Here is a 25,745-nt window from a genome sequence, read left to right as displayed (position 1 = left end):
CAAATATATCTATCATAACTTACAATATATCAACGGTTCGACAAGAAATATCGATTTATCGACAAATAATAACATTACGAATAAAAGAAGACTGTTCCAAAATGGAACAGTCTTTCCCTCTTACTCTGCACCTTCCGCAGTTGCAATATTATCCTCTAAGTTTTCTCTTGATAATTCAGCCGCCATAAAATCAGCTGTTTCTGGAAGTGCTAAATGCATATGAGCTTTTTGACAAATTTGGATCGTACAGTTTTCTATAACATAGTCGAAAACATGTCCACCTCCGCTTCTTTCATCATCAATATAATGTAAGTGGAATCCAGCTACACCAATACCTTGCGCATAATCTGGTGTCCAAAATCCAGCAAGCGTACCTTCTGTATTTTCAAATGAAAAGATTGGTTGTGATTTCGTCACTTCAACAAGCGGTGTATACGGTTTTTCTTGTCTTGGAACAGTTCTCGTCCTTACTTCACGGAACGTACCGTCCATTCGAATACCGTAAAATAAGTTTTTACTTGGCATTAATTCATGTAATAATGCTTCAACTTCTTCACGATTCATCGGATGCTCTACCGTATAACTCATTTCTTTTTCAAAAAACGTTACAGTCGCAAATGGCGTTGTTTCTTCTGGCTCTACTTTTTCTGCTGAACCGTCTGAACGTAAATGATAAAATTCATTATCAAATGCAATCATTTCACCATCTAATTGATCAAATGTGCCGATGCCGAAATCACCATGTTTTTTCAAATCTTCAAAGCTAATCACACCATCATATATACCATCTAATAGCGCAAGCATTGTAGATGTTTGATATACTTCATTACTCATTTTCGTTTTTTTTGCATCAATATCAATTAATTGCGCAACAGTCATCTCAAATCTGCCTCCATTAGTTTAATTGGTTTGGTAATAATTTTTCGCTTAATTTAATGTTGTCACGATAGTCAATTGGAATATCAATAATGACAGGACCATCTGCTGCTAATGCTTCTTTTAATACCCCTTCTAATTCATCAGGCGTGTTAACACGAAGACCTAACGCTCCGAAACTTTCCGCATATTTCACAAGATCAACATCACCAAACTCTGTAGCTGATGTTCTACCGTATTTCATCATTTGTTGGAATGCAACCATATCATATGTGCCGTCTCTCCAAACAAGATGGACGATTGGAGAATTTAAACGTACCGCCGTTTCTAACTCCATCGCTGAGAATAAGAAACCACCGTCACCTGATACGGAAACTACTTTTTTACCTGGTTCTACTAAAGTAGCTGCGATTGCCCAAGGAAGTGCAACACCTAACGTTTGCATACCGTTACTAAATAATAATCTACGTGGTTCATAAGAACGGAAACATCTCGCCATCCAAATAGAATGGGAACCGATGTCACATGTAACAGTTGTATCGTCACTAATTAAAGAACGAAGTGTACGAATCACTTGAAGTGGATGCGTAACACCCTCCGAAGCACGGTTCGGAACTTCTGCTTGTTCTGATAATTTCGCGCGTAATCGTTCTAATACCGCTTCTGATTTCGTACTTAATACAAGTTTCGGTAATTTCTCCGCGATGCTATTTACCGTTAAGGCAATATCACCAATTAATTCACGCTCTGGTTGGTAATCATGGTCGATATCTGCTTGATGGTCGTCAAGATGAATAATCGTTCTGTCGCCAAGTTTATTCCAGAATTTTGGATCATACTCGATTGGATCATAACCGATAGAAATAACAAGGTCTGCTTCTTCTAGTAAAATATCACCTGGTTGGTTACGGAATAATCCAACGCGGCCGAAGAAATGATCTTCTAACTCACGTGAAATCGCACCAGCTGCTTGATATGTTTCAACAACAGGAAGTTCTGTATCCGCAATTAATTTACGAACAGCTTTCGTCACTTCATTTGTGCTCGCTCTCATACCAAGTAGAATAACTGGTAATTTCGCTGATTTTATTTTTTCTACTACATATGTAATATCATGTGTGGGAGCGATTCCAAGCTGTGGCTTAGAAAGCGCACCGATAGACTCTACAGTTGTTTCCGCAGTCATAACGTCTTGCGGAAGACTTACTAAAGTAGCTCCCGGATTTGTGGAAGTCGCACTTCGAAATGCATTACTAAGTGCTTCTGGCACATTATCAGGATGCTCTACTTCTACGCTATATTTTGTGATTGGTTCGAATAGTGCAGCATTATCCATAGATTGATGCGTACGTTTTAATCGATCCGTACGCGGTACTGCACCAGCTAAAGCAACAACGGGATCACTCTCCGCATTCGCAGTAACAAGACCTGTCGCTAAATTTGATGTCCCTGGCCCTGAAGTTACAAGACATACGCCCGGTTTCCCTGTTAATCTACCAATAGCAGCTGCCATAAATGCTGCATTTTGTTCATGACGACAAACGATTAACTCTGGTCCTCTTTCTTGCAATACATCAAATACAGAGTCAATCTTTGCTCCTGGAATACCGAAAACATGTGTAACACCTTGTTTAATTAAACAATCAACAACAAGATCTGCTCCTTTTGTTTTTGTCTTCACGTCGTTTGCTTTTACACCTGTACTCAAAACTAATCATCCGATACGATAAACTTAACTAAATCTATACAATTCAATCAAATTTACACGAGTTAGTGCTTCATCGTGTTCTCGCAACCCCGAAGGGACGAGGGGTATAACACTCCACACGAGGCAGTATCGTTACCTCCTATTATCAAGCATTTATTTTACCCATCTTGATAAATTTATCGACGCATTTACATCCCTATCGTGATGGCTATTGCATGAAGCACAACGCCACTCACGTATTTTTAAACTCCACTGTCCTTCTGGTTGAACTGAATGGTCGTATTTTACGCCGCAACATGAACAAATCTTGCTTGAAGCGAACCATTTATCAGCTTTTGCATACGCAATGCCGTACTTCTCACACTTGTATGATAAACATTGAAAGAAGAAGTTTAATTTTTGAAATGAAAATGCTTTCGATAGTTTTTTGTTTTTTAACAGGTTTGAGATAGGTAAGTCTTCCACAACAATCCTCATTGGTTTGGTTTTCACCAATTTAGCTGTTGCTTGATGGATATGGTTATTTCGGATATTCGTAATTTTCCTAGATAATCGCAGGTGCTCCGCTTTCGCTTTTTCATATCCGGTAGATTGAATTTTTACACCTTTTTTAAATCTCCTAGACATATCTCTTTGTGCTGACTTTTTCCTTTTCAAAAGTTTTTTAACCTTGGCATCTTTGTTTATATTTCGTTCTTTCATACCATTAGAAGCTACAAAAAGCTCTTTTAAACCAACATCCACACCAATCGACTCATCGGTTAGTTCTTGTGATTCAAAGTCTTCTTGGAACCCTACACTAATCCACCAGTGACGACCGTCAAAGGTAACTCTTGGGTTGGATGGTTTTTTATTTCTTGGTAGTTGTTGGCTTGTTTTCACTTCTCCAATAGACTGAATATGAACTACTTTCTTTCCTATAACCAGTCTTTCATAATTGGCATAAAATCCTTGAATTAAATCTTTTTTGGATTTATAAGAAGTGTGAGAACCATTTTTGTACTTTTTGAACGAATTTTTTCTCGCCGTATCAAAATCTTTTGAAGCCTGTTTAGGAACTTGTGCATTAATGTCTTTTAACCACTCATATCTCTTTCGCTTCTTAATCTTTGTAAATCGTTTCTGTAAAGCTAACTGTGAAACAGATTTTCCAAATAGCTTATAGTATCTATCACTCATTCTTTTACAATAGTTATAAGCGAATCTTGCAGCTCCAGCATGGTTTCTAAGCACTTTTTCTTGTTCAGGCGTTGGAATCAGTCTGACTTTCTTCGCTAATATCATCAGAATGTAACTCCTTTAATGAAAGATTTGTTCTTCTGAATCGTAGCGTGTTCCACTAGCATTCTCCTGAGACCAATCGGATGCAAACCTGTTAATTCTGATACTTGACTAACTCGTAAAAATTTCATTATTATTCTTACCTCATTGAATCTACCATAGCACATACGTTCGATAGATTCAATGAGGTTTGATAGATTTAATTAAATGTATCTCGTTCAACTAAGGGCGCAATTCCTTAGCCAGTTCTCTTATGAACTTCTCATGTTTTCACATGAGCGCAGACTATATGTTTATCTCTTTAGAGATAGAGGATTTTTCCACCACCATAGGCTTGTGATGTACTCTCGTCAGTTATACGAGATAGTCGTTGAACGTTCATCCTATCCATTTTGACTTAGATGATTCGAGGCGGAAGACCCATTGTTCTAATGTTTAGGATTTAACCTTGCATCATCTGATTGATTTTTTCTGCTTTCGCGACATTCACGCTCGCTATTTCTAGCCACGTTGTAGTTCAATCAGCTTTAGGGATTGCCCGCAGTTAACCCTCACTACTAGCCAATTACTTGACTAGCAGGGCTTACTGATATATTTAATTAACTTTCGTTATAATTAGTTAAATAAATCGTAACAGTTAGTTACCCTTTATTTCATAATGTGTGTAATAAAGATTTTAATTTCACCTAGTTAATTAATGTGGTGAAGTATCATTTATCATTATATTACAAATTCATTATTTTTCCAACAATATGAATTCGACATTATTTTGACAAGATTTAAAGAATACGCTTACAACCTTTTGTTTATCTTAAAATAACATTTTTATATCTCTTCTAAAAATGCACAAAAATACTTCCACCTATTCACATTATTAACAAATTTATAGTACCTTGCAAAGAACAATAGTAAGTGATATATTTGTAAATAATGTAATACCCATTATTTGGAATGTCATTCACAATTAGTATATCTCCTTTCAAAAAGTAGATATAAATTGAGTGTGCTGTTTAGAAAAAAGATAGGATTTTCAGCCATAATTCATCATTTTATAAAGGAAAGTGATTGTTATGAACAAAAATGAATTTTTAGAGCAACTTAGTTCTTCCCTACGGAATATGCCTAATTTAGAAAAGGAGGATATTATCTCGGAGTACGAAACTCATTTTATTAGTGGTAAACAAGATGGAATATCTGAAGAGGAAATTTCTAAAAAGCTAGGAAACCCTAAAACCATTGCTAAAGAACTTACTGTTTCCTATGCAATAAGCAATGCTGACAGTAAACGAAACTTCAAAAATATGATAATTGCACTTTTTTCTGTTATGAGCTTAAGTGTTTTAAACTTTGCCTTTATCTTTATCGCCTTTTTCGTACTACTCTTTTTATTACCGATTCTTCTAGCACTTATCATTGCTACACCATTATTAATTATTTCACCTATCTTATTAATAGGATTAGGATTCTTTAAAGGGTTTCATCAAATCAGTTATTCCGATGTTTATAATGTATTTATAGCTTTTTGCATCGGCTTACTAATATCCGTCATATCTTATCAAATGATAAAACATATATACTCACTTTTAGTTAAGTATTTAAAATGGAATTTAGCTATTTTACAAAGATACTAATCAATGTAAAAGGAGATTACTATGAAAAAGTATATTTTATACCTACTCACGTTACTTACAATTTTATTTCTATCAGCTTGTTCAAACAGTGCACAACCTAAGGAAGAAAACGATGTACAATCTATTAACGATGTTGCTATTAAAGTTCCAGAAAATATATTTAGTTCCTCAAAGAAAAACGAAACTATTAATGAAGACGAAATGAAGCAAAATATAAAAACTTATTTAGATTATAGCGGAGAGTTATACGAAAACATCGTTCCACTTTCGTCAGCCATGTCTGACGAGAAGGTTACTGAGTCCGACCGGGATAAATTACAAAAACTAATAGATTTAGCTCAACAAAACGATGCGAACTTCCATCATTTTATTAGTAACAATACGATTCCTGCTGATTACAAACAGCCTTCGAAGGAAATTCATAATTATATTTCAGCATCTACAGCACTTTCAGTAGAATTAGATCAGGAAATAGAAAAATTCGCTCAAGATGGTAACTTATTCAAAACTGATTTCTCTTTTACAAAGCGCTTTGAGAAAGTTAATGGTAGGAAGCAAAAAGAAATTGAAGAGTTTTTGAAGGAAAAGAACATTAAAACTGAGTATTTCAGTAAGTGATAATACATGTTAGATTATACATCCCTCTTTAAAACAGCCCAACATATGGGAATTTTAAAGACGCTTTATTATGTGTAAGGATGCACTTCATCCGTTTCCCATAAAAAAAGGCCTCCTTAAAGGAGGCCCAAGTAAAAACAACAAACGCAAAATAACAACAAATAATGGACGATAAAATCACTATATTGACAAAGTATAGGATTTTTATCAATTGGAGTAACTCAACCCTAAATTACTCTTTTAACAATGCAATACTAATAACTTATTACAGCAATTTTTTACCGTGTCTTAAAATAATTGACTGTCTTTCAAATAATTCTATTTATATTGATTGTTATTAATTAGTATATACTTGAATACGACTATACATCCTAATAAAAGGAAATATATTAAGCTGTTAGTCCTCGCGAGTTTATTTTGCCTTTAATGTAACTATACTATATTCTTCCATTTATATCACCGAACATTCCTCTCGTATTCACGCATTTTTCTTGCGTGAATACCGCAACTTAATAAAGAGCTACATTAAAAATTTATAGTTGGAATAAACCATAGTTCTTTCGCCTTTTGTACTGCTTCCATTCTTGATGAAACTTGTAACTTATGAAATATGTCGGTCAATTTATATTCTACCGATCTTTGACTTAAGTTTAATATTTCGGCAAGCTCTCTATTTGTTTTTCCTTTACCAACTTCAACTAGAATCATCTTCTCTTCATCATTTAAAGAAATTATATTTTTCATTTCGCCTTCTACATTTATATTAGATGCATTTTCTACTATCCTTAACTGTCTTACAAGTTGATGAGAAAGAACTACTTCTTTTTTCACTGCATGGCGGATTGCGTTTACCACTTCTTTCTCAGAAGAAGTTTTACTTAATACACCAAGTACTCCGTTATCTATTAATAAATTATAATGTGCAAGCACATCAAATCCTGTAAAAATAAGAATAGCTGCTTCTGGTTGCACACTAAGTATATATTTAGAAAGCTCTAAACCATTTATTTTTGGCATTTGTAAATCTATTAAATATACATCATACTGTTTATTATGCATAACTTCTCTTATTTCTTCACTATCATGGAAAACATCAGCCTCTATATCATCATATCTTTCAATTAATGCTTTAGTCCCTAGGCCAACTGCAACGTGATCATCTACAACAAGAACAGAAATCATTTTTTCATCCCTTCCACATCTAAAGATTGAATCAATTAATCAATTTTCATACTAACTTTAATCTTTAATCCATTATTCACCTTTGAATCTATTGACATTTCTCCACCTAAACTATGAATTCTAGCTACAATCCCGGATAAACCTAAACTACTATAAGAATGATTTAACTCGTCTAAATCTATCCCCATTCCTATCCCATCATCATCATAAGTTAAATTCAAATATCCATTTTGCTCATATAATCGAATTGTAACTTTAGAAGCTTTTGAATGCTTTAGTGCATTATTTAATAACTCCTGAATAATTCTATAAATTGCTTGTTCATATTCTACATTAGGTAGAATAATATTATCTTGAATTTCATAATAGAAGAAAAATGTAGCTTTAAGATTTACTTGTTTAAATAAATCTAATAATGCTTTTTTCAAACCTAATTCATATAGAAATGGAGGACGTAAGTTATTACATGTTTCACGAATGACATAAATATGATCTAAGACATCTTCATATACTTCGTTAATTATTTTTTTCATATCGACATCTGGAATATCTTTATGATATTCCTCTAATTTCCTAGACAAGCGTATTTGGTCTTGTAATACACCATCATGAATATCACTCGCCAAATTTGTCCGCTCTTTTTCAGACAAATTAAATAGTAACTTTGAAAGCCAAATTGGAGGCTGTTTCGGTTCATTTATCGTTTGCAACTGATTCACTAATTCTTCCACTTGATATGAGCATTCTAATAATAAATCAGCATAACTACACAATGTCTCTAACCATCCAATTTCTTGAATGTTCAAACCTCTCCTATTATTAGATTTACATAACAATATAATCATTGTTTTTGCTGAAATGGACAAAACAAACACAAAATGATCTTCTAATTGTATAATGGAACCAACAGTATATGTCTCTAACTGATATCCATTCAATTGCTTTAGCACATCTTCAGAAACATTTCCATCCCCAATAATTTGGAGCGAATTATCCCCTTTACTCACTTCAATACAGCATATTTCTTCTATTCTTAATACATCATTGATTTCTCTCTTTACGCTAACAATTAAGTTTGAAAACTTATATTCATTTTTTGCCTGATGTAAAAATCTATGTAAACTAAACTGATAATTTTTCTGAGAATGATATAATTTTTTCCTTAATTTAAAATCCAAATAATCCTTTATAAAGCAAGAAAGCATTAACGAAACAAACAAGATACCAGCAAATCGAATAACATCTAATATGTTATCGCTAGTATTGTGGAAAATTAAAATCCCTAGTATAACGATGAAACCCGTTAGACATATCGACAGTAAAGCATAATATTGAACTCTATGAATAACAAAATTATAATCAAATATTTTCCCTTCAATAATCATATAAAAAATACAAATTGGAACCAATAAAAAAAAGATCGCTGTCGTCTCGACACTTATTATTTCTTTGTAATTTATCAAATTAGGAATTAAAAATAAGAATATAAATGGCATGGCTGATATGATTGTGCTCATAATAATAACTCTTATAAACTTAAAATAATAACTTTTTCTACTTTTAAAATAAAATCTAAACAATACATATACTGTTAATAAAAACAAAACAGAACTTAACAATATAATATAACTCGTCGATAAATCATTATATTTTAAATAAATAAAAATGGTTAAACAAACTAAAATAAACGCTATTATATTTATGTAGATTAATTTTGTTTTTGTTATAAACCTTATCTTCAAGTTTTTCGTAAACATGTCCATAAATTTTATAAAAAAGACAACTGAGTACGTTAAAGAAATAGCAACTACAATATACGCTATTGAATCTTTTCGTAACCCCGCCATAATACTAATGTAACTCATTCCTAAACAATGCAGAAAATAGATTAAATCTTTCGTTCCTGCATTCAAGTATGGAGCACGTATTAAAATATATGTAGCCACAAAAAAACACGTTAGATAAAACACAGTTGGTAAAAAAAGATGATAAACCAATTGCTTATCGTACGGATTATACTCTACTTTATATTCTTCTATTGTTCCCCCTTTCTTCATTGTAATTTTCTTTACCCTTTCAGTAGCACCATATAATGAAATATTAGAGTTATCATCAGGGAGAATCCCATCTATTTTTTCAATAATATCCCCGACTGCTAGATCTTGTTCTGCTGCCCAGCTATTTTTCACAATATTATTAATCACCAAATGATTTTCTTGATGCTCTATCTCAATCCCTATCCTAGGATATAACATAATTTCGATTGCAAAATAACTAAATAAACTAAGCGATAGTAACGTTACAATCAATTGATATTCATACTTAAATACTCGAATCACTTTTGTACAAAACTCCTTTTTAACTACAGCAATAACTCCATTTTCTACATTTTGTCATCATAAATTAAAGCATACACATTTCATTTAACGGTTATAAGCACAAAAAATATAGTTATCCTCTAATATAGAATAACTTTCACATTATCATTCACATTTGTTAGATAGAATTTATCATTCATTCAATAAATCTCTACTTTGTTAGTTGTAATACTAATATTATTTATCCTAATTTCAGACTCATTTATAAGTAAAATTCCTAATAGCTGAGAATTTTGATAAAAAATCACTTTCCATCATCACATGTACCAACTTTTTTAATGATATTTCATATTTAAAGTGATATAACTCGATACAACGCCTCACAGTTCACCTTCCTCCTTGTCCTAATATGTAATTTTAAAGAAAAACCTTAGTTAATACTAATGAAAGTTTATTCATATTTCATCAAAAATTGATTACGCTTTACCGAACATGAATTATTCGGATATATAATATAAAACGTACAGTTCCCCTTATTCCAAATATAAGCCTTTTTCTACAACAAAAAAGACGCTCCTAAACTAGGAGCGTCTTCCACTATTAAGCTTGTTGTTGCGCGCTATATAATTCTTCAAGTGGCTTCATGATAATTTTGTTAACGTCACCGATTACAACGTTTAGGCGTTGCTCAGTTTCCATTAATTTTGTAATTTTAGCATCTTGTTGAATGCGAGCTACAACTTCTTGTGCTTGTTGGTTGTCTTCTTCAGTGATTTCTTGGCCTTGCATCATTTTTTGTTGTAGGCTAAGTTGCATTGTACGGAACTCATCGAATAAATTCTTTGAAGCTGTGTCAGCTTGAACTGCTGCGTAGCTCTCTTTTAAAGTTTTGAAGTCTTCGTTTTCAGCGATTGCTTTTTGTAATTCATATGCAACATCATGAATGTTCTTTGTCATTTTATTTTTCCTCCTTTAGAAGGCTAGCGCTTTTCATACGCACTGCCTTTTCAGTGCATTTACATACGCACCTCTTCTTACCATATCAAACTATGCAAGAGATGTGAAGAAATTTCACTTTTATTTCTATGTACTCACCTTATTATCTAAGAAACAATAGTAACAATCCTTGCATGAGACCGATCATTCCACCTAATAATGCTCCTAAATACGTAATCATTTTCAATTCGTTTTTCGTAATAGACAGAACTAAGTCTTCTAATCTTTCTGTTGAGAATGTAGACACTTCTTGCTGAACAATTTCCGCAAGGTGTAGATTATTTAGTATACTCTCTACGTTTTCTGTTCCCCACTTCAAGCCTTTCTTTACTGCACTCGGAACCACTTTTTCAATAATTGTTTCTCGAACCGGCTCACATACTTGCTGAACAGATTGATTTAAAAACTTACTCACTGTTTCCTCTACTTTAACTGCTGACAGCACGGAGCTTACAATCATTTCTTTCTCTACAAATGCTTCTAATTCTTTTACATCTCTTCCTTTTAACTTTTCCCACTCTTTTTGCAGTACGTCAGTTAAAAGCTGCTTTGTACCATCTTGACCTAAAAACTTAATAACTTCTGGCTGCACACGATCCACTACACTTACATTTCCTAAAAACATTCCGACTAAGTTAAGTAGCGTTCCGCGAGAAGCAAAGAAATCATCAATCATTTTTGAAAGACGTGCTTTCCCTTCTTCACTTTCAAAAAAGCTAATTCCTCGCTCTAAAATAAACGCCGAGACATTCGGAATCGCATTCTCTACTTTTTCATTTACAGAATGAGGTAAAGCCTGTTCCCATGTATATGTATAATACTCTGCTAAAAATGCATGAATTTTTTCTTTAATAACATGTTCGATTTTTCGAGTCGCTTCTTCTTCTACATGCGCTACATTCCATTTTTCTAACATATGTCGCAGTGATTGTTCATTCGTAATTACTTTATCCACTTCCACTTGCGCCCAGTGAATTAAACCTTTTTGAAACTCTTCATTTGTTAGCTTTTTTCCAATTCCTTCTGGTGTTAACAAATGTTCTACAACCATATTTCCTAATTGAACAGCAAGTTCATCACGACGCTTCGGAATTAACCCTGGTGTAAATGGAACTTGAAACTTTCCGATATAAATAGGACGATGAGGACGAAATAACATTTTTATCGCTAAATGATTCGTATATCCCCCAATAATTGCTCCGAGTCCTGTCGTCGTTAACATATTTAACCATATATTCATTACAATCAACCTTTCACTTCTCCAAAACTATAGCATATCATCATACGGACAAAAGTATAATGGTATAAAAACGTATTTGCAATATATAGCTTCGCCTATTATGCAAATAGTAGTAAAGGAGTGATTTCGTTGGTTCTCGGTCTTTTAGCTTCTAAACTTCATTACGAACAAACGTATTACACCGAAATCGCTAAACGCGCTCGGCTTTATCATAATGTCGTTGCCCAGTTTACGCCATTTTGTATTGATTCTAAAACAGACCTTATTTCTGGTCTTATTTACGATACAGATACAGGAAAATGGAAAGAGCAAACATTCCCTATTCCTTCTTATATATATGATCGTTATTCTTTTCACGAGGAAACAGACTTTGAAAAAGCAAAATCAATTATTCACTCTTTGCACAATCGTCCTTCCACTACCTTTTTAAATAACACACTTATTAATTTAAGTGAACTACATGATTTATTTCTCACTAATAAAAAACTGTCTCCTTATATACCAAAATTTGAAATTGCAACGATACAAAACATTTTCAAACTGTTGTTAAAAACTAAAGATATTATTATACGCCCCACTAATATACATTCTAAGGATAACTTATATCGAATTGCTTACAAAAATAAAACGTTTCATATCGATACAGTAAATGAAAAATACCATACTTCTATTACAAACAAACGGACAGACGAATTTATATCTTGGTGTAAATCTAACATACGTTCATCCCGTTACATAGCACACACTATGCTACAACCACCAAATCAATTAACATATCCACTCCACATTCGAACCATTTTGCAAAAAAACAAAGAACAAACTTGGACTGTTATCGGTCAATTTATACAAAAAAGCTCCTTTCCTAATCAACTTTTACCCTCAGCAACGGCCGATGATTCATTACATTCATTTTCAAAAATTAAATACGTACTATCTAGTACGGGTGTGCAACTATTGCAAGATGCTTTACACGACATTGTAAATGAAGTATTCCAAACACTAGATCAGTCTTATTCTTCGTTATTTGAACTAGAACTTTCCACAATTATGGATCAAAAAGGCGCAATTTGGCTTATGTATGTCAACACGATTCCCCCTTACGAACAATACATTCGTCATAGTGATTCATTAGCTGAAAAGATATTTCACGGACCACTTAAATTCAGTCGCTTTACACCATAATGAAAGGAGGTAAACCTATTTTGAAAGAACATATATATACATTAAACATTTCAGATGAACATCCAAATAGTATTACTTTACCTTACGTTTTTTCTATTACGCCACCTATTACATCCCTCTCCTTCGGTATACGTCACATTGCAAGTGAAGAGGTGAAAATTCATTATTCCTTTACTCGCGAAATTATTATCGGAAAACATATTGCCGAAAAACTTTTACTACCTCAATCCACTACTATTCATGCATTCACACAAAACCAAACAATTATTTTCGGACCATTAATCGGCATTTTTACAACTGGCTTTAACGATGATTCTTCTAACCCTTTAGGAAATCGTTCAATTGCTCTCAGTGAGTTGTTAACACCACCATTCTCATTACGACCGTTCGTATTCGTCTTTGGCGTTCAACATATAAACTGGGAAGAAGAAACGATTGAAGGATATTTCTTTCAAGAGAAACAATGGATAAAGAAAAAAGTCCCTTTACCAAATGTCATTTACGATCGATTACCGAATCGACAAGCAGAAAATTACAAACCGATCGTCAGAGCAAAAAGAAAGTTAGAACATGACTACTCTATCCCATGGTTTAACCCAGGTTTTTTTAATAAATGGGAAGTTCATCAACTTCTTATGAAAGACGAATCAATTAGACCCTTATTACCAAACACAGAAGCATTTCAGCATTTTGAACAAGTAGAACGGTTTCTTGGCACGTATAAATCTGTGTACATGAAACCAATACACGGGAGCTTTGGTAGAAATATTCATCAAATATTTTATTCTCAAACAGAGAATTGCTACTACTGTCGTTATCGCGAAAATGAAAAAAATAAACTGAGAAAGTATCAATCATTAGAAACTCTTCTAAACCACGTATTAAAAGGACATGATTTAAAAAAGTTTATCATACAGCAAGGTATTTCATTACTTCGCTTCGATGGGCAACCTGTTGATTTCCGCATTCATACAAATAAAAACCATTTCGGTAATTGGATAGTTAGTGCAATCGTCGCCAAAATCGCCGGCAAAGGCAGTTTAACAACGCACGTAAATAGCGGCGGTGATACAAAATTGCTACAAGAGCTTTTTCCAGATTCAACGAAACAAGTTCAAATTGAAAATAAATTAAAACATACTGCCTTACAAATAAGTTACGCGCTCGATGAACAAGTAACCGGAAATATTGGAGAAATCGGTTTTGATATCGGTTTAGACACAAAGGAAAATCCGTGGCTCTTTGAAGCTAACTCTAAACCTGGGCGAACTGTATTCCAAGATGAAAAATTAAAAGAACAAAGTGAAATGACGCGCCAATTATTTTACGAATATGCCGTCTACTTAACTGAACACTCTTTACGTGATACAAAAGAAAAAATGTCTCAAATAAAATCAGGGACTTCATCAAACACCGAACATATCCCTTCTCCTATGATTCACTCACAAATACAAAAACAAAAACTTCCACCTAGATAATAAGGTGGAAGTTTTCTATTTACACAAGTTTCACTACAACCTCAGTTTCCACGTTACATACTCCGCAATAAAAAATATGATTGCAATATTCATTTGAATTATTATGCGTTAAACCATCTACTTCACTTAATAATTCTTGATCCATATAGGCACTATAATCGTCTATGTAATCTACAGACTTCCCATAATCTTGGAGTATACTTTGGCAATTTTGACAAGAATATGTTTGTGATTCTAATGCGTTGCAAAGCGGGCAAATCCCCATCATGATTCCTCCATACGTTATCGTTTAAAGCCTCTCTTTTTTAGATTGAAGAGAGCACCTACCCATGCATAGGAGCGGTCACTCCATCCCTACTTAAAAATAGAACTATGAAGTCGCTACCGATTTCATTTCAATAAATCATAAATAAGAAGCTAATAATTAGCCTACAAGTAGCAGGCTACAATGAGAAAATTATATTTAATATCCTCCTTAGTTTGGCCTGTTTTCTTAAAAATACAACGATTACTCTTATTTCATAATTTACGAAATCAATACGTTTTTTGACAAAATTTACAAATTATTATTTTGTATATCTTTCTAGGTAACATCCATACTATGAGTACAAACTTAATTACCGATGGATTAGCGCCAACCGGGGCGATAATCTGGTTCAACTCCAGCTAGTCCAACCAAAAAAAATTTTTATAACTCTAAGGAGGATATATTCCTATGGCAAACCAAAATTCTTCAAATCAATTAGTAGTACCAGGTGCAACAGCTGCAATCGATCAAATGAAGTACGAAATCGCTCAAGAATTTGGTGTACAATTAGGAGCAGATTCTACGGCTCGCGCTAACGGTTCAGTTGGTGGAGAAATTACAAAACGTCTAGTTGCAATGGCTGAGCAAAGCCTTGGCGGATTCCACAAATAAATATATATGGCAAAAAGGTCTCAAGGCATATGCCTTGAGACCTTCCTTAATTTATTGCAACATTTGTAAAAACTTCTTCGTACGTTCTTCTTTTGGATTTGTAAATACTTCTTCTGGTGTACCTTGTTCGACAACGACACCACCATCCATGAAAATAACACGGTTGGCAATTTGATGTGCAAAACGCATTTCGTGCGTTACAATAACCATCGTCATGCCTTCTTTAGCAAGTTCTTTCATTACTTTCAAAACTTCTTGAACGAGTTCAGGATCAAGCGCTGAAGTCGGCTCATCAAATAGTAACACTTCTGGCTCCATCGCAAGCGCACGCGCAATTCCAACGCGCTGTTGTTGTCCACCTGATAATTGGAATGGATATAAATCCACTTTATCTGCTAAACCAACTTTTTCAAGGAAATAGTTTGCTTTTTTCTTTGCTTCTTCTTTCCCTACTTTTTTCACTGTAATGAGCCCTTCCATTACATTCTGAAGTGCTGTTAAATGAGGGAATAAGTTATGGTGCTGGAAGACCATACCTGTTTGTGTACGAAGATTTACAATATCTTTCTTCGATACTTTTTGAGCGAAATTAAGCTCTTTATTACCGATGCTAATATTACCAGCATCCGGTGTTTCTAGTACGTTGAGACAACGCAAGAATGTCGTTTTACCAGATCCAGACGGCCCAATAATAACAACAACCTCGCCCTTCTCAACTGATAAATCTATATGCTTTAGTACGGTATTATCTCCGAAACTTTTTTGTAAGTGCTGAATTGAAATCATAAAAACAAAAACTCCTTTTGTAAAAGGATTATTTTAACGTATAGCGTTCTGAACGCTTTTCTAACATCTGTTGTACGATTGATAATAAGAAACAAATAACCCAATAAATAAGACCTGCTTCGAAATAAACAATTAAAAACTCATAGTTCATTGCCGCAATTTCCTGCGCTTTTCGGAACATTTCTGTTACTAAAATTAACGATGCTAATGAAGTATCCTTCACTAAGCTAATAAATGTATTCGAAAGCGGCGGGATTGATACGCGCGTTGCTTGTGGTAAAATAACACGTTTTAACGCTTGCGGGTATGTCATCCCAATTGTGTAAGCTGCTTCCCACTGCCCTTTCGGAATGGAAAGGATAGAAGCACGAATAATTTCCGATGCATATGCACCGACATTTAATGAAAATCCAACAACTGCTGCTGTATATGGCTCAACTTCAATATTAAGAGTTGGAAGTCCATAGAAAATAATAAATAATTGTACAAGAAGTGGCGTTCCGCGAATGATAGATACATAGATACGAGCAATCCATTGTAAAATACGACTACCAGAAATACGTGCGAGCGCTGTTAACGTTGCCAGTATAATCCCGATAATAAATGTAATAAGCGTTAATGGAATTGTTGTAAAAACAGCTTCCTTCAGCATAGGCATGAAGGAAGTCTGCATAATATCTATCCAAGTAGACAATCGATCTGAAACCAATGCACTACTTAGATACATTTTCACCGAACCATTTTTTCGTTATTTTGTCATACGTACCGTCTTTTTTCATATCTTCTAACGCTTTATCTACTTCTTGTACAAGCTTATCGCTACCTTTACGGAATAAGAATCCACTTTCTGAAGCTTCTTTTTCAGTATCTACAATTTTAATTTTCGCATCTTTTTTCGTTTCTAAATAATTTAATACTGATAACTTATCATTAATTGTAAAATCAACGCGTCCTGAAGCTAATAATTCTGCTGCTTGACTAAATCCTTCTACACCAATAATTTCCGCACCATTTTTCTTAGCGATATCTGCATAGTTACTCGTTAAAGATTGTGCTCCTTTTAATCCTTTTACATCAGCAAATGTAGCAGGCTTATCTTTATCTTTTGCAATAACTAATGCCGCTGAAGATGAAACGTATGGCTTAGAGAAATCGTATTTCTTTTGACGATCTTCACGAATACCAACTTCGTTTGCAACCATATCGAAACGTTTTGCATCAAGACCAGCAAGTAAGCTATCCCATTGTGTTTCTTTAAATACAGGCTTTACACCTAAACGTTTTGCAACTTCTTCCGATAATTCAACGTCAAATCCAGTTAATTTATTGCTTGAATCGTGGAACGTAAATGGTGGATATGTACCTTCTGTACCAATTACAAGTTCACCGCTTTGTTTAATCTTTTGTAACGCATCTTGACTAGCTGTATCTTTTTTCTCTTCTTTACCGCAGCCGGCTACAATCCCGATCGCTAATGTAGTTACTGCAAGCACTGAAAATAATTTCTTCATGATTGTAATCCTCCAAGTATTCTGATAGGAATTTAAAAACTATATTGATTGTATGCAATCTTGAACAATTTTTCAATGAAAATGTTCTTATTTAGTTTATCCTTTTTCTTCATAATCAAACAAAAGGGAAAAATAACGCCACATACAAAAAATAAGTAACATTTTTTAATATAGCATTAATTGTAGGAAAGGTAAAATAATACTTCTTATTATGTACCTTTATCGCCGACATTTTGCCAACAAAAAAGAACTTGCAACAATCGCAAGTTCTTCCCCGCATTAAGCGCTCTGGTTTCCTTCCATTTGCGTTTTATACATATCATAATAACGCCCGCGCTTTTTCATGAGTTCATCATGAGAGCCTTTTTCTAAAATGGTTCCTCTATCGAGCACAATAATTTGATCTGCGCTTTTAATCGTTGAAAGACGATGAGCAATAATAAATGTCGTTCTTCCTTTTTTTACAACTTCCAATGCCTGTTGAATCATCGCCTCTGTTTCTGTATCAATACTAGACGTTGCTTCATCTAAAATTAAGATAGCTGGATCAAAAGCAAGCGCCCTAGCAAACGAAATAAGCTGACGTTCTCCAGTGGAAAGCGTACTTCCCTTTTCTGTAATTTCTTCATTTATATTGTTTGCAAATCTTTCAGCACCAACATCATGCAATGCTTTTATGATACGCTCTTTTGAAATTTTTTCGTTCTCTAAGCTTACATTGGAAGCGACCGTCCCGCTAAATAAAAACGGGTCTTGCAATACGATTCCCATATGCTCACGAGTTGCTTGTTTCGGCATTTCTCTTACATCGTGACCATCAATCGTAAGCCTTCCTTTTTCAAACTCATAAAATTGAAAGAGTACATTCATGATAGAACTTTTTCCTGATCCAGTATGACCGACAAGTGCCACTGTCTCGCCTTGTTTCGCTTCAAAAGAAATATTTTTTAACACCTCATCTTTTCCATTATAAGAAAATGATACATTATCAAATTTTACATTTCCTTTTAAACGAGGCATACGTTCTTCTTCTACCGCTTCCCCTTTTTCCTCTAACAATTCAAAGACACGTTCTGATGCAACGCGCGCTTGCTCTAAATTGGCAAGCTGGTTCACCATATTCGTAATTGGCGAGAATAATCGTGTTAAATAATCGACGAACGCATACAGTACCCCAAGTGAAATAATACCTGTAGCACTTAATGACGCACCGCCGAAATACCAAATCACTCCTGTGAAAGCGATATTTCTTAATACGGATACCAAATTGTGTGAAGTTGCTGCATTTAAATTTAAAATTTTATTTTGATACTTAAAATAATCGCCATTTAATTCTTCAAACTCTTTTTTCGTTTCACGCTCTTGACGGAACGCTTGAATAATCGGCATCCCTTGAATGGATTCATTCACCGTTCCATTAATATCAGATAAACGAGAGCGCATTTTATGATTATATACAGACGCATATTTTCTATAAAGAATCGCCCAAACAATTAAAATTGGGATAATTAATAAACATAATGAAGCGAGCTTCACATCTAGTAAAAATAGCGCAGCGAATATCCCAATAATATAGATGATACTAGAAACGAATGTTGCCAGCACCGTTACATATAAATCACGAATGGCCTCTGTATCATTCGTCACGCGCGAAACAATTTTCCCCGCCGGTAAATGATCAAAGTACCGAATCGGCAACGTTTGAATATGAGAAAAAACATCTTCCCTCATAATTTGAATAATTTTGTTCGCTGCCTTCTGCAAAAAGAACTGCTTTCCGTATGCAAATAATGATACGACTACTAATAAAGCGAAATAGCCACCACCAAGTAATAATAGACGGTTTATTTCTGGCTTATAAAATGCAAATACTTCTTCCTTTGTTAATGCTTTCGCTTTATACACTTGCACCGCCTTACCATTTTGAACGGTAATCATATCCCCTTTTACAGTACGTGATCCTTCCGCATTTACTTTATTCGGTACAAAATAATATTGAAAACCGACTTGCATCACGCGTACTTCTTTTCCTTTTTTCTCGCCTTGTTCAAAGCGATCACTTCGCTTATAAAAAGCCCCATTATACGAAACAGCATCTTCACTCTGTTCTGTTTCATACCAAGGTTTCTCTATCCCGACGATATGATCGTCAATCATCGTTTTAGCGACGAAAGGACCAGCAAGCTCTGCAATGACGAAAATTAATAACATCAGCATCGCTGCAAAAATCGTCCCTTTCACTTTCATCGCGTATTGAAACAATCGTTTTGAAACGCTCATATTTTCACCCCACTATCCGCACTTTCACTTTCACCTTGTTGTCTTTCAAACTGTTCAGCATACCAGCCTCCCTTTTGGATAAGCTGAGCATGTGTACCTTCTTCCATTACTTCACCTTCGTCCATAACGAGAATCCAATCCGCATGTTGCACTGCAGATAAACGATGCGTCGTAATAATCGTCGTCTTTCCGCTTCTTTCTGTTCTTATATTTTCAATGATCGCTGCTTCCGTACGAGCATCTACAGCTGATAAAGAATCATCCAAAATTAAAATTTCTGGATTTTGAATAACAGCTCGTGCAATCGAGATCCTTTGTTTTTGCCCTCCTGATAAAGAAACACCTTTCTCTCCAACGAGCGTTTCTAACCCTTCTGGTAAAAACTCTAAATCCTTTTTAAACGCCGCAATTTCAATCGCTTTCTCGAGTTCGTCTTCAGTCGCTTCCCTATTTCCGAATAAAATATTTTCTCGCGCTGTTTTTGAGAACAAAATATGCTCCTGCGGTACATAGCCAATCCACCCGAGTACATTTTCATTCGTTATTTTATCTAATGTCACATCAGAAACTGCAATATCTCCATCTCCAAGCGGATATTGACGAAGAAGTTGACGTATAAGCGTCGTTTTCCCACTTCCTGTTTTTCCGACAACCCCAAGCGTTTCTCCTTGCTTTAATGTGAAAGAAACCTTTTTTAAATTTTCTTCAGTTGATGAAGGATATGAGAAAGACACATCATCAAACTGAATATAATCCGGCTCTTGCACAAGCTTTGGATGTTTCGGATTCTTTACATCTGGCTCATACGCTAACGTTTCATTCACACGGTCAAGCGAAGCATTTCCTCTTTGCATAACATTAATTAATTCACCAATTGCAAACATCGGCCAAATCATCATCCCTAAATACACGTTAAAAGAAACGAGTTCACCAAGCGTCACCTTTGACTGGAACACAAGGTATGCACCGTACACTAAACCGATTAAATAACTAAGACCGACAAGCATTTTCACAGTTGGTTGGAATAATGCATCAATTCTCGCTACCTTCATATTTTTTTCGTAGACGTCATCTCCTAAATGATGAAATCTTTCCTCGTCTGCATTCTCTTGTACGTATGCACGAATAACGCGCACACCAGCGATTGATTCAAGCACTCTATCGTTCATATCACCAAACGCATCTTGCGCAACGGTAAATCTTTCATGCAATTTCTTTCCATATATATTCATCGCATACGCCATAATTGGAAGCGGGATAAGCGCTGCAAATGTAAGCTCCCAACTAATTGTAAATCCCATCATAAAAACGATCGTAAGCATGTATAAACTAGAATCTACAAGCGTTAATATACCAAAACCAGCTGTCATAGCGATTGCTTTTAAATCATTCGTTGCCCTCGCCATTAAGTCGCCAGTACGATTTTTTTGATAAAAAGTCGGCGTCATCTTAAGTAAATGACCCATAAATTTAGAGCGCATCGTTTTCTCAAGTACAAATGCACCGCCAAACAATTGATGTTGCCATACGAAAGTGAGGCCATATCCAACGATCGTAACCCCTATTAAAATGAGAATAGATTGCATAATTGCTTCGTTCGATAACGTTCCTGTTTTTATGTTATCTATCGTAACCCCTAACACTTTCGGGGGAATCACTTCAACTATATTCACAATTAAAAGAGCTCCAATGGCGATACTATATCTCTTCCAGTGCTCTTTAAAAAACCACTTTAACTTTAGTAATACTGATAACAATGTAACCTCTCCCTTCTCGTTCTCGTTTACTTCTCATTTCTTTATCCACTATCCAAACCCATTACATTTACATTTCGTAAACCATACAATCTCATCACATTTTTCCACCTTCCAAAGTTTTATATAGGAATATGGAAAATAAACAAAAAAAAGCATACCGCCGCTTGACGATATGCACAGGAATGCATAAAAAGCGTACGTTACGATATACGCAACGTACGCTTTTTATAAGACAAAGATGCCCTATATATCCGCACGGGTTGCGTAATGATATAAATGTTTTCTGCCATTTAACAGAGCTAAGCTCATTACATTTACGATTACAATCATTACGCACACCCCCTTCATTTATTTTCCATTTATAATCTTACAACTTTATTGAGTATTCTGTCAATTGTTTTTTTACACATAAAGTAAAATACACGAAAATGCAAATGGTTCATGACATAATAAACCAGTTTGAAATAAAAGAATGTTCTGTAAGAAAGGGCATACAAAATAAAAAAAGAATAAGAAATCGTTTTCACAAACATTTCATTTGAAAAATGTTATCAAACCCCCTACAATCACCTTATACTCACTCTTACAAGTTGCTATTTTAGGAGGACTAATCATGACAACTAGCAATACGTACAAATTTTATTTAAACGGAGAATGGAGAGAAAGCTCTTCAGGAGAAACAATCGAAATTCCATCTCCATACTTACACGAAGTAATTGGACAAGTACAAGCAATTACTCGCGGAGAAGTAGATGAAGCAATTGCATCTGCAAAAGAAGCTCAAAAATCATGGGCAGAAGCTTCTCTACAAGATCGCGCAAAATACTTATATAAATGGGCTGATGAGCTCGTAAATATGCAAGATGAAATTGCCGATATCATTATGAAAGAAGTCGGTAAAGGATATAAAGATGCGAAGAAAGAAGTTGTTCGTACAGCTGACTTCATTCGTTACACGATCGAAGAAGCTTTACATATGCACGGAGAAAGCATGATGGGCGATAGCTTCCCGGGCGGTACAAAATCTAAGCTTGCGATTATCCAACGCGCACCACTTGGTGTTGTATTAGCAATCGCACCATTTAACTACCCAGTAAACTTATCTGCTGCAAAACTTGCACCAGCATTAATTATGGGTAACGCTGTTATTTTCAAACCAGCAACTCAAGGTGCAATTAGTGGTATTAAAATGGTTGAAGCACTTCACAAAGCTGGCCTTCCAAAAGGTCTTGTAAACGTAGCTACAGGACGCGGTTCTGTAATTGGTGACTACTTAGTAGAACACGAAGGCATCAATATGGTATCGTTCACAGGTGGTACAAACACAGGTAAACATTTAGCGAAAAAAGCTTCAATGATTCCACTTGTATTAGAACTTGGTGGTAAAGATCCTGGTATCGTTCGTGAAGATGCTGACTTACAAGATGCTGCAAACCATATCGTAAGCGGTGCATTCTCTTACTCTGGTCAACGTTGTACAGCTATTAAACGTGTACTTGTACACGAAAACGTAGCGGACGAGCTTGTTAGCTTATTAAAAGCACAAGTAGCTGAACTATCAGTTGGATCTCCAGAACAAGATAGCACAATCGTTCCATTAATCGACGACAAGTCTGCTGACTTCGTTCAAGGTTTAGTTGACGACGCTGTAGAAAAAGGTGCTACAATCGTTATCGGTAACAAACGTGAGCGTAACTTAATTTACCCAACATTAATCGATCACGTAACAGAAGAGATGAAAGTTGCTTGGGAAGAGCCATTCGGCCCAATCCTTCCAATCATCCGCGTTTCTTCAGATGAACAAGCAATTGAAATTGCTAACAAATCAGAGTTCGGTCTGCAAGCAAGTGTCTTCACTAAAGACATTAACAAAGCATTTGCAATTGCTAACAAAATCGAAACTGGTTCTGTTCAAATTAACGGACGCACAGAGCGCGGCCCTGACCACTTCCCATTCATCGGTGTAAAAGGTTCAGGTATGGGCGCACAAGGTATTCGTAAGAGCCTTGAGTCTATGACACGTGAAAAAGTAACTGTATTAAACTTAGTCTAATCTTATAAAAAGAAGCTGATTTATTTATAGATCAGCTTCTTTTCTATATAAATACTTCCAAAAACGGAGTATTTCATTCTACTTCCGATTTGGTTTTCCAAATCGAACTAAAACATGCCATAATAATTTTAATTCCTGAAGCACTTCTTCATAAGTTCCACGATCACTCCAAGATAATGGATTGCGCTTCAAATCCACTACAGCAGAGCCAATTATATTTGCATCGATACAATTATTCCGTGCAATACGTCTTGCTAAAGATGGCATTTTTGAACCTCTAAAATCCATCGGAACTTCGTCTACCGCAAGTACAAAACCGATGTGCCAATACAAATCAATAGCATACTTCAGGCAAATTCCTTCTAAAACTCTTCCTACATCCGTACCCTTAAATGAAGGATCTGCAACAAGCACCTCTACGTCTTCTTTAAGAGAAATCTCTCCATGAATTTGCGCTTCAATATAATGATTAAGATTACGGGCTGGCTCTTTGCTTACTAAATCTATAAACGGCCTTTTCAGGTTAGCCAGTAAATGATTAATTAATATTGTTGGAGTCAAATTCCCTTCACCAATTGCAAAATCTCTTACGAATGTCTCTTCTAAAAGAGCAGCTAAAATCATATCAAACTCCTCATAAGTCCCCTTTTCTTTCGGATCTTGATGCGAATCTAAATACGTATATGTAGAGCGCGAAGAAACTTTTGGAGATAAAAGAAAATAACATGAACCAAAACGCGGAGCCGGCCCATCTGGATGTAACATTAAATTTAGCGCTCCGTATTTTGGCCGTTGCTCATTCGTTACGCCTTCTAATTGATATGCCCCTCCAAATATTCTCTTTTCCCAAAGGTCACGTTCACCACCAGGGTAAGCAGATACGCTTCCATTAGATAGTAATGTTTCAAATTGACTTTTATATACTCCTTGCTCAAACAGTGCTTCAGCAACACTTTTCTTACTTGAATCTAGTCTGTCTGGATGAAAGTGTAAAGCAATCCTTGCGTGAGATTTTAAATTAGCGACAGCCTCTTCAAATATCTCATCTGTAATATTAGACATTTTAAGTATATGATTAATCGTTGCTTTAGCCTCACGTTTTTCGTTCTCTGCATATTTTGAAATATACTCTAAAGCAAATAATTGAGATCTTGATAATTCCATAATCCAATCTCCCCTTTAATTGAAATGACCTTAATCCTTTCAATTAAAAGTGCATTTTTTCCTTCTTATGCAACTAACCTAATTTATTGAACAAAAAGTACTTTAATACAGTCTAATTACAGATACGAGCATTCTTTACGGGTAAATCCACACATTCTACAGAAATGTGATATCCTAGCCATCGCTCAGCAATATGTTCAAATGATAAAACAGATCCCGTCGTAAAAAAACGATGCTTCGGATTCAGATTGTCAGACAAAATTCCTTTGTGCTGTAAAATGGTACTTAACTCTATCGCTGTTTCTTCTGCAGAACTAATAATCGTTACATCTTCTCCTAACCCCCTTTTTAATCACAAACTCTTCTCTATAATCTGATTATTACTATATCCATTGACGTATAAAAATACATTTGTTACTCTTAAAGACGTTAATTTAATATTTAAATCCTCATTCGTATCTCGGTGAGGTAGAGGTTGCAATCATTAAGAGTATCATTTCAGGAGATGTAGTGGCATTGATGAAGGAATGAGAAAGGAATGGTTGCCGAAGTAAGTCGTGTCCACCATGCACGCTTGCTGGGTCTGCATTTAATAAGTGCAGAACTGTCACAAACGTTTCGTTTGTGGAGAGCTATCGAGAGGTATGTCGTGGGTTTCTTATAAGATAGAAAGCATGTAGCGGCAGATTACGTGCTTTTTTTGTTTTGTTTGGGACTTCTCTTCCTGACTCAGGAAGACATACATATCTCCTCGCTTGACTTGGT

The 25,745-nt window shown here is 35.0% G+C and carries 21 protein-coding genes, 1 pseudogene and 1 riboswitch; of the genes and pseudogenes, 6 read left to right on the top strand and 16 right to left on the bottom strand.

The window, feature by feature from the left end; genetic code table 11:
- Positions 1–120: 120 nt before the first annotated feature.
- From alsD to MHH27_RS04840, 4 genes are all read right to left on the bottom strand, one after another.
- On the bottom strand, positions 121–879 hold the full coding sequence (alsD, locus tag MHH27_RS04855) for an alpha-acetolactate decarboxylase (protein ID WP_000215004.1): 759 nt from the start codon (positions 877–879) through the stop codon (positions 121–123).
- Between the two features lie 16 nt (positions 880–895).
- On the bottom strand, positions 896–2,584 hold the full coding sequence (gene alsS, locus MHH27_RS04850; protein WP_000103523.1) for an acetolactate synthase AlsS: 1,689 nt from the start codon (positions 2,582–2,584) through the stop codon (positions 896–898).
- 153 nt (positions 2,585–2,737) lie between these two features.
- Positions 2,738–3,868, bottom strand: a complete 1,131-nt coding sequence (locus MHH27_RS04845; RefSeq protein WP_100909926.1) for an RNA-guided endonuclease InsQ/TnpB family protein — start codon at positions 3,866–3,868, stop codon at positions 2,738–2,740.
- Positions 3,868–3,996, bottom strand: a complete 129-nt coding sequence (locus tag MHH27_RS04840) for a hypothetical protein (RefSeq protein WP_255288317.1) — start codon at positions 3,994–3,996, stop codon at positions 3,868–3,870. Before MHH27_RS04840 ends, MHH27_RS04845 begins: the two co-directional genes overlap by 1 nt.
- 939 nt (positions 3,997–4,935) lie before the next feature.
- Here MHH27_RS04840 and MHH27_RS04835 point away from each other — a divergent pair.
- Both MHH27_RS04835 and MHH27_RS04830 read left to right on the top strand, forming a co-directional pair.
- Positions 4,936–5,496, top strand: coding sequence for an HAAS signaling domain-containing protein (locus MHH27_RS04835; RefSeq protein WP_340941773.1), 561 nt, complete (start codon positions 4,936–4,938; stop codon positions 5,494–5,496).
- Positions 5,497–5,517: 21 nt separating this feature from the next.
- A complete protein-coding gene (locus tag MHH27_RS04830; RefSeq protein WP_340941771.1) occupies positions 5,518–6,114 on the top strand; it encodes an NDxxF motif lipoprotein in 597 nt (198 codons plus the stop codon).
- A 525-nt stretch (positions 6,115–6,639) separates the two neighbouring features.
- Here MHH27_RS04830 and MHH27_RS04825 read toward each other — a convergent pair.
- From MHH27_RS04825 to MHH27_RS04810, 4 genes are all read right to left on the bottom strand, one after another.
- On the bottom strand, positions 6,640–7,296 hold the full coding sequence (locus tag MHH27_RS04825; RefSeq protein WP_000626498.1) for a response regulator transcription factor: 657 nt from the start codon (positions 7,294–7,296) through the stop codon (positions 6,640–6,642).
- Between the two features lie 35 nt (positions 7,297–7,331).
- A complete protein-coding gene (locus MHH27_RS04820; protein ID WP_340941769.1) occupies positions 7,332–9,635 on the bottom strand; it encodes an ATP-binding protein in 2,304 nt (767 codons plus the stop codon).
- 579 nt (positions 9,636–10,214) lie between these two features.
- The gene (locus MHH27_RS04815; RefSeq protein ID WP_000164614.1) at positions 10,215–10,571 is read right to left on the bottom strand and encodes a YlbF/YmcA family competence regulator; all 357 of its coding nucleotides are present in this window, start codon (positions 10,569–10,571) and stop codon (positions 10,215–10,217) included.
- A gap of 142 nt (positions 10,572–10,713) precedes the next feature.
- On the bottom strand, positions 10,714–11,850 hold the full coding sequence (locus tag MHH27_RS04810) for a DUF445 domain-containing protein (protein ID WP_340941768.1): 1,137 nt from the start codon (positions 11,848–11,850) through the stop codon (positions 10,714–10,716).
- A gap of 129 nt (positions 11,851–11,979) precedes the next feature.
- On the opposite strand from MHH27_RS04810, the gene MHH27_RS04805 reads away from it, so the two are divergent.
- The gene (locus tag MHH27_RS04805; RefSeq protein WP_097925127.1) at positions 11,980–13,032 is read left to right on the top strand and encodes a YheC/YheD family endospore coat-associated protein; all 1,053 of its coding nucleotides are present in this window, start codon (positions 11,980–11,982) and stop codon (positions 13,030–13,032) included.
- Positions 13,033–13,052: 20 nt separating this feature from the next.
- Positions 13,053–14,510 carry a YheC/YheD family endospore coat-associated protein gene (locus MHH27_RS04800; RefSeq protein WP_097925129.1) on the top strand — a complete coding sequence of 486 codons (1,458 nt, stop codon included), beginning with the start codon at positions 13,053–13,055 and terminating at the stop codon, positions 14,508–14,510.
- Positions 14,511–14,529: 19 nt separating this feature from the next.
- Here MHH27_RS04800 and MHH27_RS04795 read toward each other — a convergent pair whose 3' ends face one another.
- A complete protein-coding gene (locus tag MHH27_RS04795) occupies positions 14,530–14,775 on the bottom strand; it encodes a hypothetical protein (protein WP_000510478.1) in 246 nt (81 codons plus the stop codon).
- Between the two features lie 450 nt (positions 14,776–15,225).
- Here MHH27_RS04795 and sasP point away from each other — a divergent pair, with 450 nt between their 5' ends.
- Positions 15,226–15,429 carry a small acid-soluble spore protein, SasP family gene (sasP, locus tag MHH27_RS04790; protein WP_000013338.1) on the top strand — a complete coding sequence of 68 codons (204 nt, stop codon included), beginning with the start codon at positions 15,226–15,228 and terminating at the stop codon, positions 15,427–15,429.
- Positions 15,430–15,480: 51 nt separating this feature from the next.
- Here the strand turns inward: sasP and MHH27_RS04785 are convergent, their stop codons facing one another.
- The 5 genes from MHH27_RS04785 to MHH27_RS04765 all read right to left on the bottom strand — a co-directional run bounded on the left by MHH27_RS04785 (position 15,481) and on the right by MHH27_RS04765 (position 21,763).
- Entirely contained in the window at positions 15,481–16,215 is a 735-nt protein-coding gene (locus MHH27_RS04785) for an amino acid ABC transporter ATP-binding protein (RefSeq protein WP_000623591.1), read from the bottom strand.
- 28 nt (positions 16,216–16,243) lie between these two features.
- Positions 16,244–16,942, bottom strand: a complete 699-nt coding sequence (locus tag MHH27_RS04780; protein WP_000281499.1) for an amino acid ABC transporter permease — start codon at positions 16,940–16,942, stop codon at positions 16,244–16,246.
- Positions 16,929–17,726, bottom strand: a complete 798-nt coding sequence (locus tag MHH27_RS04775; protein WP_000732856.1) for an amino acid ABC transporter substrate-binding protein — start codon at positions 17,724–17,726, stop codon at positions 16,929–16,931. Before MHH27_RS04775 ends, MHH27_RS04780 begins: the two co-directional genes overlap by 14 nt.
- 279 nt (positions 17,727–18,005) lie before the next feature.
- Positions 18,006–20,006: an ABC transporter ATP-binding protein gene (locus MHH27_RS04770; RefSeq protein ID WP_340941764.1), complete on the bottom strand. Its 2,001-nt coding sequence runs from the start codon at positions 20,004–20,006 to the stop codon at positions 18,006–18,008.
- Positions 20,003–21,763, bottom strand: a complete 1,761-nt coding sequence (locus MHH27_RS04765; RefSeq protein ID WP_340941762.1) for an ABC transporter ATP-binding protein — start codon at positions 21,761–21,763, stop codon at positions 20,003–20,005. The genes MHH27_RS04770 and MHH27_RS04765 overlap by 4 nt, the downstream gene beginning before the upstream one ends.
- 613 nt (positions 21,764–22,376) lie before the next feature.
- On the opposite strand from MHH27_RS04765, the gene gapN reads away from it, so the two are divergent.
- Positions 22,377–23,816: an NADP-dependent glyceraldehyde-3-phosphate dehydrogenase gene (gapN, locus tag MHH27_RS04760; RefSeq protein ID WP_000213634.1), complete on the top strand. Its 1,440-nt coding sequence runs from the start codon at positions 22,377–22,379 to the stop codon at positions 23,814–23,816.
- 78 nt (positions 23,817–23,894) lie between these two features.
- On the opposite strand, the gene MHH27_RS04755 is transcribed toward gapN, so the two are convergent.
- Positions 23,895–24,980: a DUF3626 domain-containing protein gene (locus MHH27_RS04755; protein WP_340941759.1), complete on the bottom strand. Its 1,086-nt coding sequence runs from the start codon at positions 24,978–24,980 to the stop codon at positions 23,895–23,897.
- Between the two features lie 112 nt (positions 24,981–25,092).
- Positions 25,093–25,332, bottom strand: a pseudogene (locus MHH27_RS04750) (glutamate racemase); the annotation flags it as partial.
- 109 nt (positions 25,333–25,441) lie between these two features.
- Positions 25,442–25,623, top strand: a riboswitch (Lysine riboswitch).
- Positions 25,624–25,745 lie beyond the last annotated feature (122 nt).

This window comes from Bacillus sp. FSL L8-0152 (assembly GCF_038006365.1).
Classification (GTDB): Bacteria; Bacillota; Bacilli; order Bacillales; family Bacillaceae_G; genus Bacillus_A; species Bacillus_A cereus.
Note: the sequence above shows the minus strand (reverse complement) of the source record. Positions and strands in the feature narration are given on the sequence as shown.

Bases quoted from the DNA above. Each gene is read 5' to 3' on its own strand.
- alsD (WP_000215004.1), bottom strand. From the start codon at position 879: ATGACTGTTGCGCAATTAATTGATATTGATGCAAAAAAAACGAAAATG.
- MHH27_RS04845 (WP_100909926.1), bottom strand. From the start codon at position 3,868: ATGATATTAGCGAAGAAAGTCAGACTGATTCCAACGCCTGAACAAGAA.
- MHH27_RS04840 (WP_255288317.1), bottom strand. From the start codon at position 3,996: ATGAAATTTTTACGAGTTAGTCAAGTATCAGAATTAACAGGTTTGCAT.
- MHH27_RS04835 (WP_340941773.1), top strand. From the start codon at position 4,936: ATGAACAAAAATGAATTTTTAGAGCAACTTAGTTCTTCCCTACGGAAT.
- MHH27_RS04830 (WP_340941771.1), top strand. From the start codon at position 5,518: ATGAAAAAGTATATTTTATACCTACTCACGTTACTTACAATTTTATTT.
- MHH27_RS04825 (WP_000626498.1), bottom strand. From the start codon at position 7,296: ATGATTTCTGTTCTTGTTGTAGATGATCACGTTGCAGTTGGCCTAGGG.
- MHH27_RS04815 (WP_000164614.1), bottom strand. From the start codon at position 10,571: ATGACAAAGAACATTCATGATGTTGCATATGAATTACAAAAAGCAATC.
- MHH27_RS04810 (WP_340941768.1), bottom strand. From the start codon at position 11,850: ATGAATATATGGTTAAATATGTTAACGACGACAGGACTCGGAGCAATT.
- MHH27_RS04795 (WP_000510478.1), bottom strand. From the start codon at position 14,775: ATGGGGATTTGCCCGCTTTGCAACGCATTAGAATCACAAACATATTCT.
- sasP (WP_000013338.1), top strand. From the start codon at position 15,226: ATGGCAAACCAAAATTCTTCAAATCAATTAGTAGTACCAGGTGCAACA.
- MHH27_RS04785 (WP_000623591.1), bottom strand. From the start codon at position 16,215: ATGATTTCAATTCAGCACTTACAAAAAAGTTTCGGAGATAATACCGTA.
- MHH27_RS04780 (WP_000281499.1), bottom strand. From the start codon at position 16,942: ATGTATCTAAGTAGTGCATTGGTTTCAGATCGATTGTCTACTTGGATA.
- MHH27_RS04775 (WP_000732856.1), bottom strand. From the start codon at position 17,726: ATGAAGAAATTATTTTCAGTGCTTGCAGTAACTACATTAGCGATCGGG.
- MHH27_RS04770 (WP_340941764.1), bottom strand. From the start codon at position 20,006: ATGAGCGTTTCAAAACGATTGTTTCAATACGCGATGAAAGTGAAAGGG.
- gapN (WP_000213634.1), top strand. From the start codon at position 22,377: ATGACAACTAGCAATACGTACAAATTTTATTTAAACGGAGAATGGAGA.
- MHH27_RS04755 (WP_340941759.1), bottom strand. From the start codon at position 24,980: ATGGAATTATCAAGATCTCAATTATTTGCTTTAGAGTATATTTCAAAA.